Genomic DNA, 16897 nt, shown 5'->3' with positions numbered 1-16897 from the left:
TAAGGAGGGACACACCAACATGGCGAAGCAACTGCCAGATATCGGCGATTATAAATATGGTTTCAAAGACAAAGACGTTTCGATTTTCCGTGCTGGACGCGGTTTAACAAAAGAAATCGTAGAAGAGATTTCACGTATGAAAGAAGAACCACAGTGGATGTTAGACTTCCGTTTAAAATCACTGGATAAGTTCTATGAAATGCCAATGCCACAATGGGGCGGCGACTTAAACGACTTAGATTTCGATGAAATTACGTACTACGTAAAACCATCTGAGAAATCTGAGAAGTCTTGGGATGAAGTACCTGAGGAAATTAAGGCTACATTTGATAAATTAGGTATTCCTGAAGCTGAGCAAAAATATTTAGCTGGTGTATCTGCACAGTACGAATCTGAAGTTGTATACCACAACATGAAAGAAGACCTAGAGGCTCTAGGAATCGTCTTCAAAGATACAGATAGCGCATTAAAAGAGAACGAAGATATTTTCCGTGAGCATTTCGGAAAAGTAATCCCACCAACAGACAACAAATTCTCTGCATTAAACTCTGCAGTTTGGTCTGGTGGATCATTCATCTACGTTCCAAAAGGTATTAAAGTTGATACACCACTTCAAGCGTATTTCCGTATTAACTCTGAAAATATGGGACAATTCGAGCGTACGCTTATCATCGTAGACGAAGGCGCACACGTACACTACGTAGAAGGTTGTACAGCACCTGTTTACACGACTAACTCACTTCATAGTGCGGTAGTAGAAATCATCATTAAGAAAGATGCATATTGCCGTTATACAACAATCCAAAACTGGGCGAACAACGTATATAACCTAGTTACAAAACGTGCGGTTTGTGAAGAAAACGCAACGATGGAATGGATTGACGGTAACATCGGATCTAAATTAACGATGAAATACCCAGCAGTTATCTTAAAAGGCGAAGGCGCTCGTGGTTTAACATTATCTATCGCGATTGCTGGTAAAGGCCAACACCAAGATGCTGGTGCGAAAATGATTCACTTAGCACCAAACACGTCTTCAACAATCGTTTCTAAATCGATTGCGAAGCATGGTGGTAAAGTAACTTACCGTGGTATCGTACAATTCGGACCAAAAGCGAAAAACTCTCGCTCTAACATCGAGTGTGACACGTTAATCATGGATAACCAATCTACATCTGATACAATTCCTTACAACGAAATCAAAAACGATTACGTTTCACTTGAGCACGAAGCGAAAGTATCGAAAGTATCAGAAGAACAATTATTCTACCTAATGAGCCGTGGTATTTCTGAGCAAGAAGCTACAGAAATGATCGTAATGGGCTTCATCGAGCCATTCACTCGCGAACTTCCAATGGAATACGCAGTTGAAATGAACCGCCTAATCAAGTTTGAGATGGAAGGTTCTATTGGTTAAATAGAAATGCGGAGCCGACTGTTCAGACCCGTTGGCTAAGGTTCTTTCGCACAGAAGATGCTTTTTTATCTTCTGGTGCGGAAGGTTCTTAGACATGAGGGTCTAGGAGGCGAAGCTGGACAATATTTAAAGTGGAAGCGGCTCGTCCAGAATGTGAGGGGGATGGAGCTTCTGACGTAGAGGCGCTTTTTGCCTCATAGGAAGAAGTGAAGCCACCGAACATTCTAGCCGCTGGAACTGGATAATAGATAAAGTGGAAGCGCCCTGCTATGCAGGGCGCTTTTTTGTTTTGCGGATTTGTTTTGGCTTGGTAAAGGATACCTAGGTGGGTGTTCAGTTAAATATATCGGCGATTTTTCAAATATATCGACCACAACTTGGAATATATCAGCGATTATTCCAATATATCGACGTGTCGACAAGGAATATCGACTTATCAACAAATTACGACATCGCGGAGAGGGGAATATACCCCTCAACATTCAAATGGGAGAGAAGCACTTATATATAAGGCGACCAACAAAAAGTAATTGAGGCTAAGATACTGACAAACCCAGCAAAGAATCCACAAGCTAGAAAAAATAAAGTTTCTCATATGAAAAGGACAATCTTTTGCTTTTTCTCACAATGCGAGTACAATGTAAAATAGCAAGAAAAGACGAAAAGTATTTACAGGATTATTGCGTACGTATAGCGTAAATGGCAGTAAGGAACTGAGAGGAGGTTTTTTCTCTGAATATAAATAAAGAAACAATCATCCACCTTTATCATACAAACGATATACATAGTCATTTTGAAAATTGGCCACAAATTTCTCGGTTTGTACAAGGAGAGAAAAAGCGAAGACAGGCAGCGGGAGAGGCTGTTTTAACTGTAGATATTGGCGATCATGTGGATCGTTTTCATAGTATTTCGGAAGCGACAAATGGACTTGGGAATACGAGGTTATTAAATGAGGCGTTATATGATTATGTAACGATCGGAAATAATGAAGGAATTACGTTAGCGAAAGAGCATTTGAATCGTCTATATGATGATGCTGGGTTTGAGGTGCTTGTAGCGAATTTATTTGAAAAAGAAGGTGTACGTCCGGCGTGGGCGCAGCCTTATAAATTACATACAACGACAGATGGGATTACGGTTGCCTTTATTGGGTTAACGGTAGCTTATCCAGAGTTTTATCATATGTTAGATTGGCATATTGAAGATCCAATCATCCATTTAGAGTCTATTTTAGAAGAAGTTAAGGATACAGCTCATATTACGGTTGTGCTTTCTCATCTTGGAAAAAGTATGGATGAGTATATGGCGGAGCATTATGATATAGATGTTATTTTAGGTGCACATACGCATCATTTATTTGAGCGTGGCGTTCTTGTAAATGATACCTTGCTTTGCTGTTGTGAAAAGTGGGGACATTACGTTGGTCACGTTCAGCTTACTGTGGATAAAGAGACGAAGAGACTGTTGAAAAAAGACGGTAGAGCGATTAAGACAGAACGGTTAGGTGCTTATAGCGAGCCGTTATCCACAATTGAAATGCTGCAGGAAGAAAGTAAACAGATAATGGCTGAGCCTGTCGTTCATTTAAAAGAATCATTGCCGGTTGATTGGTTTAAGGAGACGACGTTTTCTCATATGTTGGCAAGTGCGCTTAAAGAGTGGTGTAATGCAGATATTGGAATGGTGAACGCTGGTGTACTACTTGAGGGATTAAATGAAGGCGTTGTGACGCGCGGAGATATTCATCGAATTTGTCCACATCCAATTAATCCATGTTTATTAAAAGTGCCAGGGAAGACGTTAAGAGAAGTTATTTTGAAAGCACGCCGTCCGAATATGGAGAATCTTGAGGTGAAAGGATTCGGATTTCGCGGAAAAGTAATGGGGAAAATGATTTACGATGGTTTAGAAGTGATTCCAGATACGATTCCTGGGAATAAAATTTTACTGGAAGATGTATTGATTAACGGGAAATCACTGGAGTTAGATCGTATATATACGGTAGGAACGATTGATATGTTTACGTTTGGATACTTATACCCAGAGCTATCCACACTTTCTCATAAGCAATATTATATGCCAGAACTACTTAGAGATGTGTTAACAGACATGTTGATAACTCATACATTTTCCGTCAAACTATAGGCTAGTTAACGTGTAACACTCATTTTTCTCTTGTCATACAGATAAGAAAGAGAGGAGTGTGAACTATGGTTAATGTAGAGCCTATTATAATCGATAACTATACGTTTATTGCCGTTAGCGTCAAACTTCCAAAGACAAATTTGCTAGCTGTAATGAGCGATAAAGGATATATTATGTGCGGTGCATTAGATGTAGGTCTTTTAAATGAGAAGTTAGGAGATCGAGGAATTATTGCTGGCCGTGCGGTTGGTGTAAGAACGATTGAACAACTTCTTGAAGCACCGCTGGAATCAGTAACGATTGAAGCCGAAGCTTTAGGCATTACGGCCGGCACAATCGGAAAAGATGCACTATTAAAAATGAGATAAGCATATATCGTCCCTCTTTCTTGCATAGAAATAATATAAGAAGGAGGGTTTTCTTATGAGCATATTTCGTTCGAAAAATTCGCGGTTTCGAAGGGGACCGATTTCCTTTCGGTATATACTGCTTATTTCGTTTATCATTTTTATCGTAATGGTAGTTCAAGGATTATGGATTGTAAATAAAAGTATTCAACCAACGTTAATTAAGTATGGGGAAACAGAGACGCATAAAATGGCGACAGCAGTTATGACGAAAGCGGTAAAAGACCGAATTAATGAAGGGTTTGATGTAGATTCATTAATGAAAGTACAAACGGATAGGAACGGGAAAGTATCTACAATTGATTTAAATACAAAACAAGTAAATGAAATATTAACATCGACGACTGAATACATAGAGAAATATTTACAACAAGTAGAAAAAGGGGATACGAAAGCACTTGGTGTTTTTGAAGAGAATGGGGTATCTATGTCAGTTCCTTTTGGACGCATAACCGATAATGCGCTTCTTGGTAATATAGGACCAAATATTCCGATTAATTTTACGCCAATTGGCCATGTGAATACGGATATTAAACAGTTAGTTGAGCCGCAAGGAATTAATAACACAGCGATCAAAATTATTATGGAGGTGGAAGTGACGTTACAAGTTATGATTCCGTTACGCACGAAGGAAATTACGGTGAAGCAAAACATTCCGATTGCGACGCGCATTGTTCAAGGTGAGGTGCCTACTTATTACGGAAGCGGAAGTGTTGTTGTACCAGATAAAAAGAAAACGGATAGTTAGCGAATATAAAGTGAAATTTTAATCAGTGGGGGGCTTCGTCCCCCACTGATTATTAGCCCTCACCAATCGGGCTTTTACGGGCAGCCCGAGCCCTAGCGAACTTCTTTGCTTTCGCTGGATTTTGAGGTAGGGGTCTTACTGCCCACAAATAGCGGGATAAAAAATAACCGTAGCAATGTGCTACGGTTATCGTTTTGTATTCGCGCGTTCTTTTCGCTCCCAAAGACTTAAATGCATGTATGGATCGAAAGCCCATTCTGTATAACCGTTGTCTTTATACATGCCGAAATGTAGGTGGGGCGGGAATTTTCCAGCTGTGCCAGGAGGACCGTAACCAGTGCTACCGACAAATCCGATTACTTTTCCTGGCTCGACAATTTGTCCGAGCTGTATTTCTTTAGAGAACCCGCCTAAATGAGCGTAATAGTGATAATTATTATGAAGGTCACGAATACCAATGCGCCATCCGCCAAGACGATTCCATCCTTTTGTTTCAATGACGCCATAGCAAGTGGATCTTACGGGTACGCCATATCTGGCAAAGATATCGGTTCCTTCATGAATTCGTCTTCCACCAAAACTTCTTCCAGCTCCAAAAGTACTACGGTAGCTATTGTCACTGTGGATTGGGAGAGGGAAAGCATTTCCTTCTAAATTAATACGTCCATAATGTTTATAAATTCGGGCGTATTCTGTAATTAATTCAACTGTTTTTGCACGTCTATAATATTCCCAAAGCATAATGTTAATATGGTCTTCTGACGTTCCCTGTTTCTTTAAAATAGTTGCTGCGGTATGCAGAAGATCACGGTCGTTATTTGCATTTGCAAATCCATCTTTGTCACCATCTAAACCCATTCCGCCAAATAGAGAAATCGTATGGGGGAGAGTATCGTTACTATTAACAGGTCCAGCCCATATTTCAGGTTTAAAATAAAGGGAAATGATGGCATCTGGTTTTTTCGGAATATCCTTTCTTACGCTCCGTATGTTTCTTTCGTATTGATCCATTGCAGCTAAGTAATACCACGGAATGCCTGAAGATTGCTCAGTTTCTTTATATAGTGCCATGCGCTTTTCATATATGCTTTGCTGATTATCTTCACCGTAAGCGATGTTTTGGTGGAGAAGAAAGCAAATCGAAAGCAAAAGAGAAATTTTTCGAAGCATGAAATAGACTCCTTTCACAACATCACTCTTTTTAGTGTGGGATATACGGAGTATTTCATTATAGGGAACGATTGGAAAAAATCTTAGAATCTTCATTTGAGCAAATCGCTTTCATACGTTAGAATAGATATGTTACATTGAAAGAAGCGAACACGGTAAACTATTTCATATTGTGCGGAGTTGATAACCATGACAAAACAAACAGAGTATAAGCGCAAGCCCGAATGGTTGAAAATTAAGTTAAACACGAATGAAAACTATACAGGCTTAAAGAAAATGATGCGTTCTAAAAATCTTCATACCGTTTGTGAAGAAGCGAAATGTCCGAATATTCATGAATGCTGGGCTGTAAGGAAAACAGCAACATTTATGATTTTAGGTGCGGTTTGTACACGTGCTTGTCGTTTTTGTGCGGTTAAAACAGGCTTGCCAACTGAGCTTGATTTACAAGAGCCAGAACGCGTAGCAGATTCTGTAGTACAAATGGGCTTAAAACACGTTGTTATAACAGCGGTTGCACGTGATGATTTAAAGGACGGCGGAGCAGCTGTTTTCGCTGAAACAGTACGCGCTGTACGTCGTAAAAATCCATTCACGTCTATCGAAGTATTACCATCTGATATGGGTGGGGTAGAAGAAAACTTAAAAATGTTAATGGATGCAAAACCAGATATTTTGAACCATAACATTGAAACAGTACGTCGATTATCTAACCGAGTTCGCGCTAGAGCAAAATATGACCGTTCATTAGAGTTTTTACGTCGAGCAAAAGAAATGCAGCCTGATATTCCAACTAAATCGAGCATTATGGTGGGCTTAGGAGAAACAAGAGAAGATTTAATTGAAGCAATGGATGACTTACGTGCAAACAATGTGGATATTTTAACTCTTGGACAATATCTACAACCATCTAAGAAGCATTTACCAGTTCTTAAATATTATCCACCAGCAGAATTTGCAGAGCTTAAAGAAATTGCACTTAGCAAAGGATTTAGCCACTGTGAAGCTGGTCCACTTGTACGTTCTTCTTATCATGCGGACGAGCAAGTACGTTCTGCAAAAGAAAAAACAGCAGAAGCGAAATAGTGAAAAAAGAGAGCTAATGATTAGCTCTCTTTTTTCTTATACTCTAAAACTGTATTTTGACACGTTGATAAAATTCTTTTTAATTCCTCTGTGGATAATTCAATTGTAAATTCAGGTACACCAGGTGTAATTAAAATTTTATTGTAAGTATAAATTGAACTGTCCACAATAATCGTTACATCTTGTGAATAACCGAAAGGAGCTACACATCCTGGAGTACAGCCAGTCTCTTCTCTTAGCTCGTCAGGAGAACAGAGAGATAAGCTCTCTCCTGTTATTTCTTTCATCTCTCCTCGGTTGAGACGAGTTCCCTCTAACGTAAAGAATACGTAGTACTCCCCGGATTTTGATTTTAAAAATAGGCTTTTACTTGGAGTACCTTGTAAGCCGAGCCTTTCACGAACGATGCGATCTGTCTCATAATCGAGTACTGGTTCGTGTTCAAATTTTTCATAAGAAGCATTTGTTTTATGTAGTAAAGAAAGTACGTCTTCGTACATATTGCATGATACCCCTCTCTATGTTTTACTGCAGCCCTACCATATCTTCTCGCAGTGTCAACTGAATGTATTGGAAAGGGATATTACTTGGATGGCGCTTTCCATAATCGTTTTATGATAGATTGTTCATCAAGTTTAATTTCATAAATATCAGGATTAGTTAAAGTTTTCCATTCATCAAAGCCAATAGTATGATCAAAGTGCTTTAAAATTAATGTGAGTAAGTTGCCGTGTGTAACGAGTAATGTTGTGTCATGCTCTAGTTTTAAAACTTCCTGAATAAGTGAGATGGCACGGTCTGTTGCTTGTTTTGTTGACTCTCCGCCCGAAAAGGCAATATCTATGTTTGTAAAAGTGGATTCTAGTTTTTGCATCCAATCATCCATTGGAACGTTGCTTAATATGCGCTCTGCTAACCGTTCATCTTCTTGAATAGGTAAATTAGCTTGGCGTGCATAGGGCCGAATAGAATCGATAGCGCGGACAAAAGGGCTTGAAATAATATGACCTATTTGTAGATTATTTTCTATGAGGAATGTAGCAAGGTTGTTTGCTTGGTCTCTTCCTACGTTTGTTAATTCGGCATTACGCTCTTGTCCAGTTGCTGAACAATGTCGTATTATAATAATTTTCTTCATATTTCATCCCCATCTTTCAAGTTGACGATATATACTTCGACAAGTATGGAAAAAATTCCTTTTTCTTGGAAAGGGCATAGTGATCTAAGTATGTGGAAAAGTAATGTGGATAATAAAAAATTGAGGTACAATTATGAAAAAAATGATATGCATTGTATTCAGTATTTGTTTTCTCGTACAACTGTCCACAACATATGCACAATCAAATCAAGAATTAGAATACCCGAGCAATCAAAACAAATCGTTTGTGAATGAAAATCTATTTTATGAACAGTTAGATAAGAAGGTCTATAAGGAATACAAAAATGCGGCGTATAGTGTTCGAAAGAAAATTTTATGGAAAGAAGTACAAGATGCAGAATTTACCTTCCGACAAAAAACAGCTGTCGGCTGTCGTAGTAGCGTGGTGATTCAAGATTCGTTTGTTCACCCTGATCGCCAAGTGTACTTTTTTGCTTCTTTTACTCAAGATGAGGTAGAAGAGTTTCATAAGTACATCGTTATAGATGCAGAAACAAAGAGGGAGCTGCAAGGAGGAAAAAGTTATCATCATTACGACAATCCTTATAAAAAATAACCCACCAACTGGTGGGTTATTTTTTACTCTGGTACACTCACTAATTTCTCTTTCATTTTACGAATAAGAATGAAACCACCAATCGCGAAGAGAAGAGTGATTCCTTCTGCAACAAAGATGTTAATCATTTTTGTTTGGTAAAGTGCTGCGAAAAAGTCTACAAGTGTATGGAATAGTATAGCGTATACGAGGAAAATGTATTTCTTTTGTTTTACCGCGTATACGACAAGCATTGTGAAGGCAATTTGCAGTACTAATGCCATAATTCTTTCTAGGCTACCAAGTAAGTATAAATAGGCAGGTTGCTCTATTAACAAGTCCTTGATATGGCTCAACTGTGGGTATTGTTCAACCATTTGAGCGAAGCTACCATTGTTAATAGATGTTGCAAAGGTAAGAGTTTGAAGCCCAGCGAATCCGCCGACTAAAATCGATTCAATACCGCCGTGCCCAATTCCGTACGCAAGACCGTCTTTATAATCTCGATATTTTTTCAGTAAGTAGTAAAAGGCAACGAAACGACCTAGTTCTTCAAAAATACCAGCAGTTAGTCCGCCGGAAATCGAAAAGATAAATGGGTTCTTTAAAAACTCAGCTGTTGTGGGATTACCACGCATGAATAATTGGAATGGTGTTTCGAGAATTTGGGTAAACCCGATAAAGATAAGGACACCAACGCCAACTATTTTCAAATTAATATTATATTTCTTACGGAAATAAACGAGTACAATAATTGGGACCAGAATCGAAACAACGAGTTGAAATATGATGCTGACAATTACAGTATTTGAAACCATACTTTCACCGCTTTCTAATGTATGTACATATATATTATGCATGAAATGTAGGAGAATGTGGAGAGATGAATCTTTCGAAAAACAAATGAATTTTTTGTTGACTCTAACGTTGCGTCATACTTTATCGTATGTACTAAGGGGGAGATACGCATGACAATGAGGGTAAAAGAAGTAGCTAATTTAGTTGGAGTTAGTGTGCGCACACTGCATCATTACGATGAAATTGGGTTGTTAACCCCAGATGAGACGACAGAGTCTGGATATCGTCTGTATTCCAATGAAAATTTAGAAACATTGCAGCAAATTTTATTTTTTAAAGAGCTTGGCTTCCCTTTAAAGAAGATTAAGGAAATTATCATGAGTCCTTCATTCGACCGTGAAGAAGCATTACAGCTTCATAAGAAAATGCTTCTTGAAAAGCGGGCTAGATTGGATAAGGTGATAGCGACGATTAATAAAACAATTCAGCATACAAAAGGAGAGATTGAAATGACGAACAAAGAGAAATTTGAAGGATTTGATTTTAGTCATAACCCGTACGAAGAAGAAGCACGTGAACGATGGGGAGATGAGGCTGTAGTTAAAGCGAATAAAACAGCGAAGGGTATGTCTACAGAGAAACAGGAGGAGTTTAATAATATTTACAGAAAGCTAGCAACACTTCGAAATGGAGCCCCTGATTCTAAAGAGGCGCAAGAAGCAATTGGAGTCTGGTACGATTACTTGCAAAACTTTGGTGAATATTCATTAGAAGCCTTTAAGGGGCTCGGTCAAATGTATGTTGCTGATGAGCGTTTTACGAAAAATATTGATAAGTTTGGTGAAGGTTTAGCGCAGTTTATGTGTGATGCGATGGAGGTTTATGCAGATCGGAAGAAATAGTAAAAAAAGGTGGAGGTTTTTTCCACCTTTTTATTTTTTAATCATATCATTTAAAGTTTGCTCCCCGGTATTGTTCAAATGAGGATTGTTGCTCATTTCACGTTTTAGCATATCAAGACTTTGTTCATATTCTGTATCGTTTAAGCTACCGGATTGAAGGCCTTGAATTTGAGAAATCAACTTTTGGTTTGTTGACACATATGCTTTATAATAGCGAGGAACGATGGACAAAGCAGTTTTATATACTTGATCCGCTACTAGTTTCGGATCGGTTGTGTTGGCACGGTATACAACGAATACTTCGTCGTCAGTAACGAGCGTGGCAGCATTTGCAACGTCAGGAAGTTTAACTGTCATGCTTGTAATCATTTCAGCGACTTTCTCACGGTTAATGGCTCCTACTTGTTTGTTAGATACTTCATGTTTTTGTTTAGATGAATAGCCAACCCTTGTGAGCCGTGTATTTGTATCTTCCGTATGATACATGTCGTTTTTATTGGAAACAAGAACACGACTTCCTTCTTCACGTTCCATTTCGGCTTTATTAGTTGACTGACAGCCTGTAAATAAGGAAAGAGTGAGGAGAGAGAGTATAATTTGCTTTTTCACGATGTATCACCTCCTTCTCCATAGCATGCACTAATTTTCAATTTTTTGTATTTGAAATTGTTGGTTGTTATGCTTTGTGATACGATAAAAAGAAGAATGCTTAGAGAGGAAGTTCATAATGGAGCAAAAGCAAGAGATTCATACTACGGTGAGCGTTAATAATGTTCAGTACGAAGTAATTAAAAACTTTCGTGACGGTTTTAGTGAAGAAGCATTTAAAGAGCGTTATGCAGAAATTTTAAATAAATATGATTATATCGTTGGAGACTGGGGTTATGAGCAACTTAGATTGCGTGGATTCTTTGATGATAGTAATCAACGTTCGACATATGATACGAAAATTAGTACTTTATCAGAGTATTTATACGAGTACTGTAACTTCGGTTGTGCACACTTCGTATTACGAAAAGTGAAGAAATAAAAAAACCTCTTACGATTGTAAGAGGTTTTTTTCATAGCAATTATACCAATTATGAGGAGGCTGTTTACTTTTGAAATAAACAGCACCTCGGCAAATATAATTATTTTTTTCATAAAGGCTTAATGAAACCGGATTACCTGTAAAGCAATCTAGGCGTATTCCTTTGTAGCCTATCCGTCTTGCTTCGCTTTCCCAAAAGGATAAAAGTACTTTGCTATATCCCTTTCCTTGCGCGAAAGGATGGATGACGAAAGAATGGACGATAAGAAAGCGTCCGTCTGTTTCTGACCAATCAATTCGTTCATATTCGGGAGATTGCCACTCGTTTAGCACGACAGCACCAACGAGTGAATCATCCTCAAATAGGCAATACAGTTCACCTTGTTTTAAATGATAGGAAATATGGTCCCGCGACGGGTAAGAATCATCCCATTGATAAATTTTGTTCTGTAAGAGTGCTTCTTTGCATGCTGTATACATTACATCTAAGTCATTCAATAAATCAATCGTACCTTTTCTCACCGTTAACATGTGAGTCCTCCTTACAAACAAATTGAAATGTGATCACCTTCAGAAAGCGTTTTGTTTGGTTTCATTTGTTGTCCATTTAGTTGGATGTACCCATTTTTAATTTTCTCCACAATGAGTGCACGGCTCCAATCTGAAATATATGTGGATAACACTTTATCAACCCGGTGGGAACCGAAAACTATGTCTAATACGATCGTTATTTCGGCTATACCACTTTCTTTGTATTGTGTAATGGAAATGGTAGTACTTGTTTCCGTTTGTTCTTGCTGAGTCATATCGACAGTTTCGACGTGATCAGTAAATGATTTATAAATATGAAGTTTTTGATTCCACGTATGATCTTTCGGACATTTATAAATTGCAAATCGATATATGTTCTTTCCGTTTGCGTTATGCCTGCGAATGTTCGTGTCGGTAAAAAGGGTAGTACGCCTGCAATTTTTACAATATTTTTCGATTGTTGCTAGTTCGTTTTCATATAAACTCCAAGAAAGTTGTACTTTCTGCATTTTCCTTCACCTCTTATATATTGGTAAAGGAACGTAATACAGCTATTTGGATGTCTTGTAGTATGAAGATATGAGAAGTAGACAAAAATAAAAAGAGGTTCCCCAAAGAGGAACCTCCGTAAACATCATACTACAGATGCGTTACGTTCCTTTGTAATGGGAATGGGCAGACTACTCCCTTGAAAAAGCACGGTGCTTTTTTGAGAGTAATGCTATCCAATTGCTGGTCCATTACAAAGTAAATGTTGGCATACGTAGATAACGTCCTTTCTATCCAAATAGATTTATTCTTAATTATAACACAGAAGATTGAAAATTCAAAACTCTTACAATGAAAAAACACCAGCTAAAATAGCTGGTGCATACGATAAATTATATAAGTTCAAATAAAAATGAGCGTAATTCTTCTGCAATTTCTTCAGTCATAGAAAATGCGTGCTCTAAGTAGCCTGGTTCGTTTAAATCGTCAGGACCGATGATTGCAAATTTATTGCGTTGCATATCAAGGACAATTGTTTTACCGTAATGACGATCGGAGTATAAAAGCGCTAAATCATGACGCTCATTTTCTCCCATAAAGCTAACGAAACGAGTTTTTGTAGCGACAGTGTCGTCGTACAGAAAGAAACGTTCTTCCATACACATGGCTCCTTTATTAAATATCTAAGTTTAAGTGTGGTTTATGATCTAAATGGTGATGCGTTTTAATGAAACGTACTGTTCTTGTTTTGTAACGCATAACGATAGAATATGTTTCAGCTAAATCTCCGCCAAGGAATTTCACGCCGTCTAATAACTCACCAGCAGAAACACCTGTTGCTGAGAAGATTGCATCATCACCAGATACTAAGTCATCTAACATAAGCAGTTGACGAGGATCTTCTAATCCCATTTCACGACAACGAGCTTCTTCTTCTTCGTTCATTGGAACTAAGCGAGCTTGCATTTCACCTTCAAGGCATTTTAATGCTGCTGCAGAAATAACGCCTTCTGGAGCTCCGCCAACACCTACGAATAAGTCGATACCTGTTCCAGGTAGTGCTGTTGCGATTGATGCACCAACATCGCCATCACCAAATAATTTCACGCGTGCACCTTTTGCACGAACACGGTCAATAATATCTTGATGACGTTCACGTTCTTGAACGATAACTGTTAGATCACGAATCTTTTTATTGTTAGCTTCTGCTACAATTTCAATTGTTTTTTCAATTGGATCATCTAAGCTAATTTTACCAGCTGCTTTTGGACCAACCGCGATTTTTTCCATGTACATATCAGGAGCGTGAAGAAGGTTTCCTTTATCTGCGATTGCGATAACTGCCATTGCATTTGCAAGACCTTTTGCAACGATGTTTGTACCTTCTAATGGATCAACGGCGATATCTACTTCTGGACCGTTACCTGTTCCTAGTTCTTCACCAATATATAACATCGGTGCTTCATCAAGTTCTCCTTCACCAATTACAACTGTACCTGCCATGTTTACTGAATCGAACATATCACGCATAGCTGTAGTTGCTGCATCATCTGCTTCATTTTTCTTTCCGCGGCCCATCCACTGTGCGGATGCTAATGCTGCTGCTTCTGTTACACGGACAATTTCTAGTGCGAGTTCACGTTCCAAGATTCCATTCCTCCAATTTCAAAAATCATACAAATATAACTATAACAAATAAAGGAGAAAAGGTGAATTCGAAAAATTGTCGATTTTTTCAGAAGAAAGCGTTACAATTAAAATGTAAATGCTTTAATTTCCAGGTAGGTGACATGAATGTACTTCGTAGACAGAAAAAAAATAGAACAAATGCTAGTATGTTTAGAACGAGCAACAAATACATTTCAAGAGAAGAAGATATATGAAACCGAGTTTGAATTTTATGCATTAGAGCGCATAGCCCATCTTATGATTGATTGCGTATTAGATGTAGGGAATGCGATGATTGATGGATTTATTATGCGCGATCCAGGAAGCTATGAAGATATTATCGATATTTTAATGGACGAGCGAGTGATAAGTGCAGAAGAAGGACAAGGAATGAAAGAAGTTATCCTTCTTCGAAAAATGCTTACGCAAGATTATATTCAAATGAATCATGATGAATTATATAAGACGATTCAAAAACATATTGCAGTGGTAGAGAACTACCCAGCAAATATTCGCAGTTATTTAGAGAAGGAATTAGGGCCTGTATCTGCATTTGTACCAGAATAATTATGCTTATAAGATCCCCGAGGATTCCTTTTGGGGATCTTATATTGTATATGAGAGAGAAAAGGGAGAAGGATGAGCTATGGGGGAAGCACGTACTACGAAAGAAGAAATTATACAATTATTAAAGGTAAAGGGCGAGCATACTGTAGCAGAATTAGCCGAAGCTTTAGAAATTACAGAGATGGCGATCCGAAGGCATTTAAGTAAACTAGAGAATGATGAGCTAATTTATTCAAAGATGGTAAGGCAGCATGTTGGACGCCCAACATATTTGTATGGACTAAGTCAAAAGGGAGAAGATACATTCCCGAAAGAATATAAGCAGTTTGCTATTGAAATATTAGATGATTTAGCTCGAATGGGCGATGAAAAAATACTTCGTTATGTTTTACAAGCGAGAACGAAACGAATGGAAGAACAGTTAAAAAAGAAGATAAGCAATCAAAGTAATTTAGCATATAAAGTACAGGAAATAGCTGCTATGCAAGAGAAAAATGGTTATATGGTTCAAATAAAGAGAGATGGAGAGAACTCTTTCGTAATTGAAAAGCAAAATTGTCCGTTAAAGGAAATTGCAGAGAGATTCCCGCAAGTATGTGAAGATGAAAAAGAGATGTATAAGCGTTTATTTGCGAATGCAGATGTAAAGACACTAGCAAACATGTGCGAGGGTGATTGTAGTTGTTCTTACCAAGTAAAAGAGAAAAAATGAACGTTATGGGACGCTTTAGTGTAAAGCGTTTTTTTCTTTGGAAAAAGGGGGTAATATAAGAGTGGTATGATAGATGAGAACGTCAGCAGAGAAGGGGAGACATAATCGATGTATAAAGGTTATTTAATTGACTTAGACGGTACAATGTATCGTGGTGAAGAACAAATTGAAGAAGCAAGCGACTTCGTGAAAGCATTAGGAGAGCGCGGCATTCCGTATTTATTCGTTACGAATAACTCAACTCGTAAACCAGAACAAGTTGCAGAAAAACTCGTTCGTTTCGATATTCCAGCGAAAGCAGAGCAAGTATTCACAACGAGTATGGCTACAGCGAACTTTATTTATGAGCGTAAACAAGATGCAACTGTATATATGATTGGTGAAGAGGGCTTACACGCTGCACTTGTGGAAAAAGGCTTTGAACTTGTGGATGAAAATCCTGATTTCGTTGTTGTTGGTTTAGATCGTGATATCACATATGAAAAATTAGCAAAAGCTTGCCTTGCTGTGCGTAACGGTGCAACGTTTATTTCCACAAATGGGGACATTGCCATTCCGACTGAGCGCGGATTATTACCAGGTAACGGTTCATTAACATCAGTTGTAGCAGTATCAACAGGTGTGGATCCAATCTTTATCGGAAAACCAGAATCAATCATTATGGAACAAGCGTTAAAAGTGCTTGGCATAGAAAAAGAAGAAGCATTAATGGTTGGGGATAACTACGATACAGATATTTTAGCGGGGATAAATGCTGGTATGCATACCCTTATTGTCCACACTGGAGTAACAACTGTGGAGAAGTTAACAGAATATGAAGTACAACCGACGCAAGTTGTGCATAACTTGACGGAGTGGATTGAGAAGATGTAATGAAAAACAGGTAACCGGAAGAGGTTACCTGTTTTTTTATGCACAATTGCATATGTACTATAGGGATATAAAATGTAAAATTTATATGTAATGATGTGAAGGGGAGGAAATAAGAGTGTACTGGATGTCATGTATTATGTTTATTTTTACATTATGTGTTTTATTCTTTGTTCTATGGAAGATATATAAAATAAATGAAATGAAAAAAAGCGCGGGAAAGCTTATTGCAGCATATCCTCGGGTGAAACGACGTTGGATTGTTTTACTTGGACCAGCGTACTTTATCGGACAATGTATGTATATATATGCTCAATACGTAAGTGGTGATATTGGTACATTTGAACAGTTTCTCATTCAGTCAGGTAGTTATGCTGTAGCAAGCTGTTTTATGACTTTAATAGCTATCCATCTGATTAAAAGTGTACAAATATATGAAAAAGGTGTAATAGACGGATTGAACTTTTATTCATATGAAGAATTAAAAGGCTATAAAACATCAACATGGGAAAATCCAAAAGAAAATATATTTTTATATCGCGGGCGAGAAAAAATGAATGACAATGTAAATTTACTTATTAGACAGGAAGATATGAATGAATTAGAAAGTATGCTTCAAAGATATATTCCAAAATTGATGATGAAATAAAAAAACTCCGG

The 16897-nt window shown here is 37.9% G+C and carries 21 protein-coding genes; 12 read left to right on the top strand and 9 right to left on the bottom strand.

The features are described 5' to 3' along the window. The first annotated feature begins 19 nt into the window (after nucleotides 1-19). From sufB to yunB, 4 genes are all read left to right on the top strand, one after another. Nucleotides 20-1417 carry a Fe-S cluster assembly protein SufB gene (gene sufB, locus LUS72_RS24790; RefSeq protein WP_001118829.1) on the top strand — a complete coding sequence of 466 codons (1398 nt, stop codon included), beginning with the start codon at nucleotides 20-22 and terminating at the stop codon, nucleotides 1415-1417. 732 nt (nucleotides 1418-2149) lie between these two features. Continuing rightward, nucleotides 2150-3565: a bifunctional metallophosphatase/5'-nucleotidase gene (locus LUS72_RS24785; RefSeq protein ID WP_306475230.1), complete on the top strand. Its 1416-nt coding sequence runs from the start codon at nucleotides 2150-2152 to the stop codon at nucleotides 3563-3565. A gap of 65 nt (nucleotides 3566-3630) precedes the next feature. Further along, nucleotides 3631-3933, top strand: a complete 303-nt coding sequence (locus tag LUS72_RS24780) for a YunC family protein (protein ID WP_090813878.1) — start codon at nucleotides 3631-3633, stop codon at nucleotides 3931-3933. A 55-nt stretch (nucleotides 3934-3988) separates the two neighbouring features. Beyond that, a complete protein-coding gene (gene yunB, locus LUS72_RS24775; RefSeq protein WP_097832189.1) occupies nucleotides 3989-4720 on the top strand; it encodes a sporulation protein YunB in 732 nt (243 codons plus the stop codon). Nucleotides 4721-4906: 186 nt separating this feature from the next. On the opposite strand, the gene LUS72_RS24770 is transcribed toward yunB, so the two are convergent. Beyond that, entirely contained in the window at nucleotides 4907-5890 is a 984-nt protein-coding gene (locus tag LUS72_RS24770; protein WP_097832190.1) for a M23 family metallopeptidase, read from the bottom strand. A gap of 189 nt (nucleotides 5891-6079) precedes the next feature. On the opposite strand from LUS72_RS24770, the gene lipA reads away from it, so the two are divergent. Continuing rightward, complete coding sequence (lipA, locus tag LUS72_RS24765; RefSeq protein WP_000166375.1) at nucleotides 6080-6976, top strand: lipoyl synthase; 897 nt, start codon at nucleotides 6080-6082, stop codon at nucleotides 6974-6976. Nucleotides 6977-6996: 20 nt separating this feature from the next. Here the strand turns inward: lipA and LUS72_RS24760 are convergent, their stop codons facing one another. After that, nucleotides 6997-7476 carry a YbaK/EbsC family protein gene (locus LUS72_RS24760; RefSeq protein ID WP_097832191.1) on the bottom strand — a complete coding sequence of 160 codons (480 nt, stop codon included), beginning with the start codon at nucleotides 7474-7476 and terminating at the stop codon, nucleotides 6997-6999. Between the two features lie 83 nt (nucleotides 7477-7559). Continuing rightward, nucleotides 7560-8114 carry a histidine phosphatase family protein gene (locus tag LUS72_RS24755; protein WP_097832192.1) on the bottom strand — a complete coding sequence of 185 codons (555 nt, stop codon included), beginning with the start codon at nucleotides 8112-8114 and terminating at the stop codon, nucleotides 7560-7562. A gap of 133 nt (nucleotides 8115-8247) precedes the next feature. Between LUS72_RS24755 and LUS72_RS24750 the strand changes: the two genes are divergently transcribed. Further along, entirely contained in the window at nucleotides 8248-8691 is a 444-nt protein-coding gene (locus tag LUS72_RS24750; RefSeq protein ID WP_097832193.1) for a hypothetical protein, read from the top strand. Nucleotides 8692-8714: 23 nt separating this feature from the next. Here LUS72_RS24750 and LUS72_RS24745 read toward each other — a convergent pair whose 3' ends face one another. Then, nucleotides 8715-9530 (bottom strand): YhfC family intramembrane metalloprotease, encoded by an 816-nt coding sequence (locus LUS72_RS24745; RefSeq protein ID WP_264448387.1) that lies wholly within the window; start codon nucleotides 9528-9530, stop codon nucleotides 8715-8717. Nucleotides 9531-9638: 108 nt separating this feature from the next. Here LUS72_RS24745 and LUS72_RS24740 point away from each other — a divergent pair, with 108 nt between their 5' ends. After that, a complete protein-coding gene (locus tag LUS72_RS24740; protein WP_097832195.1) occupies nucleotides 9639-10370 on the top strand; it encodes a MerR family transcriptional regulator in 732 nt (243 codons plus the stop codon). A 30-nt stretch (nucleotides 10371-10400) separates the two neighbouring features. Here LUS72_RS24740 and LUS72_RS24735 read toward each other — a convergent pair whose 3' ends face one another. Beyond that, nucleotides 10401-10979, bottom strand: coding sequence for a YhcN/YlaJ family sporulation lipoprotein (locus LUS72_RS24735; RefSeq protein ID WP_264448386.1), 579 nt, complete (start codon nucleotides 10977-10979; stop codon nucleotides 10401-10403). Nucleotides 10980-11097: 118 nt separating this feature from the next. On the opposite strand from LUS72_RS24735, the gene LUS72_RS24730 reads away from it, so the two are divergent. Then, the gene (locus LUS72_RS24730) at nucleotides 11098-11400 is read left to right on the top strand and encodes a YutD family protein (protein WP_000435944.1); all 303 of its coding nucleotides are present in this window, start codon (nucleotides 11098-11100) and stop codon (nucleotides 11398-11400) included. A gap of 9 nt (nucleotides 11401-11409) precedes the next feature. Here LUS72_RS24730 and LUS72_RS24725 read toward each other — a convergent pair whose 3' ends face one another. The 4 genes from LUS72_RS24725 to glpX form a co-directional block, all read right to left on the bottom strand. Next, nucleotides 11410-11931 carry a GNAT family N-acetyltransferase gene (locus LUS72_RS24725; RefSeq protein ID WP_097832197.1) on the bottom strand — a complete coding sequence of 174 codons (522 nt, stop codon included), beginning with the start codon at nucleotides 11929-11931 and terminating at the stop codon, nucleotides 11410-11412. A gap of 11 nt (nucleotides 11932-11942) precedes the next feature. Continuing rightward, nucleotides 11943-12440, bottom strand: coding sequence for a cytoplasmic protein (locus LUS72_RS24720; protein ID WP_097832198.1), 498 nt, complete (start codon nucleotides 12438-12440; stop codon nucleotides 11943-11945). Nucleotides 12441-12812: 372 nt separating this feature from the next. Beyond that, nucleotides 12813-13079, bottom strand: a complete 267-nt coding sequence (locus tag LUS72_RS24715; protein WP_000392609.1) for a DUF3055 domain-containing protein — start codon at nucleotides 13077-13079, stop codon at nucleotides 12813-12815. Nucleotides 13080-13095: 16 nt separating this feature from the next. Further along, a complete protein-coding gene (gene glpX, locus LUS72_RS24710) occupies nucleotides 13096-14067 on the bottom strand; it encodes a class II fructose-bisphosphatase (RefSeq protein WP_000439096.1) in 972 nt (323 codons plus the stop codon). Between the two features lie 147 nt (nucleotides 14068-14214). Between glpX and LUS72_RS24705 the strand changes: the two genes are divergently transcribed. The 4 genes from LUS72_RS24705 to LUS72_RS24690 all read left to right on the top strand — a co-directional run bounded on the left by LUS72_RS24705 (nucleotide 14215) and on the right by LUS72_RS24690 (nucleotide 16886). Further along, complete coding sequence (locus tag LUS72_RS24705; RefSeq protein WP_087949220.1) at nucleotides 14215-14655, top strand: DUF86 domain-containing protein; 441 nt, start codon at nucleotides 14215-14217, stop codon at nucleotides 14653-14655. A 79-nt stretch (nucleotides 14656-14734) separates the two neighbouring features. Beyond that, nucleotides 14735-15367: a helix-turn-helix transcriptional regulator gene (locus tag LUS72_RS24700; protein ID WP_097832200.1), complete on the top strand. Its 633-nt coding sequence runs from the start codon at nucleotides 14735-14737 to the stop codon at nucleotides 15365-15367. Nucleotides 15368-15475: 108 nt separating this feature from the next. Continuing rightward, nucleotides 15476-16240: a TIGR01457 family HAD-type hydrolase gene (locus LUS72_RS24695; RefSeq protein ID WP_097832201.1), complete on the top strand. Its 765-nt coding sequence runs from the start codon at nucleotides 15476-15478 to the stop codon at nucleotides 16238-16240. A 115-nt stretch (nucleotides 16241-16355) separates the two neighbouring features. Then, entirely contained in the window at nucleotides 16356-16886 is a 531-nt protein-coding gene (locus LUS72_RS24690; RefSeq protein ID WP_097832202.1) for an iron ABC transporter substrate-binding protein, read from the top strand. Nucleotides 16887-16897 lie beyond the last annotated feature (11 nt).

The sequence above is a fragment of the Bacillus cereus genome (assembly GCF_025917685.1).
GTDB classification, from domain to species: Bacteria; Bacillota; Bacilli; order Bacillales; family Bacillaceae_G; genus Bacillus_A; species Bacillus_A cereus_AT.
This window is presented reverse-complemented; position numbering and strand designations above follow the sequence as displayed.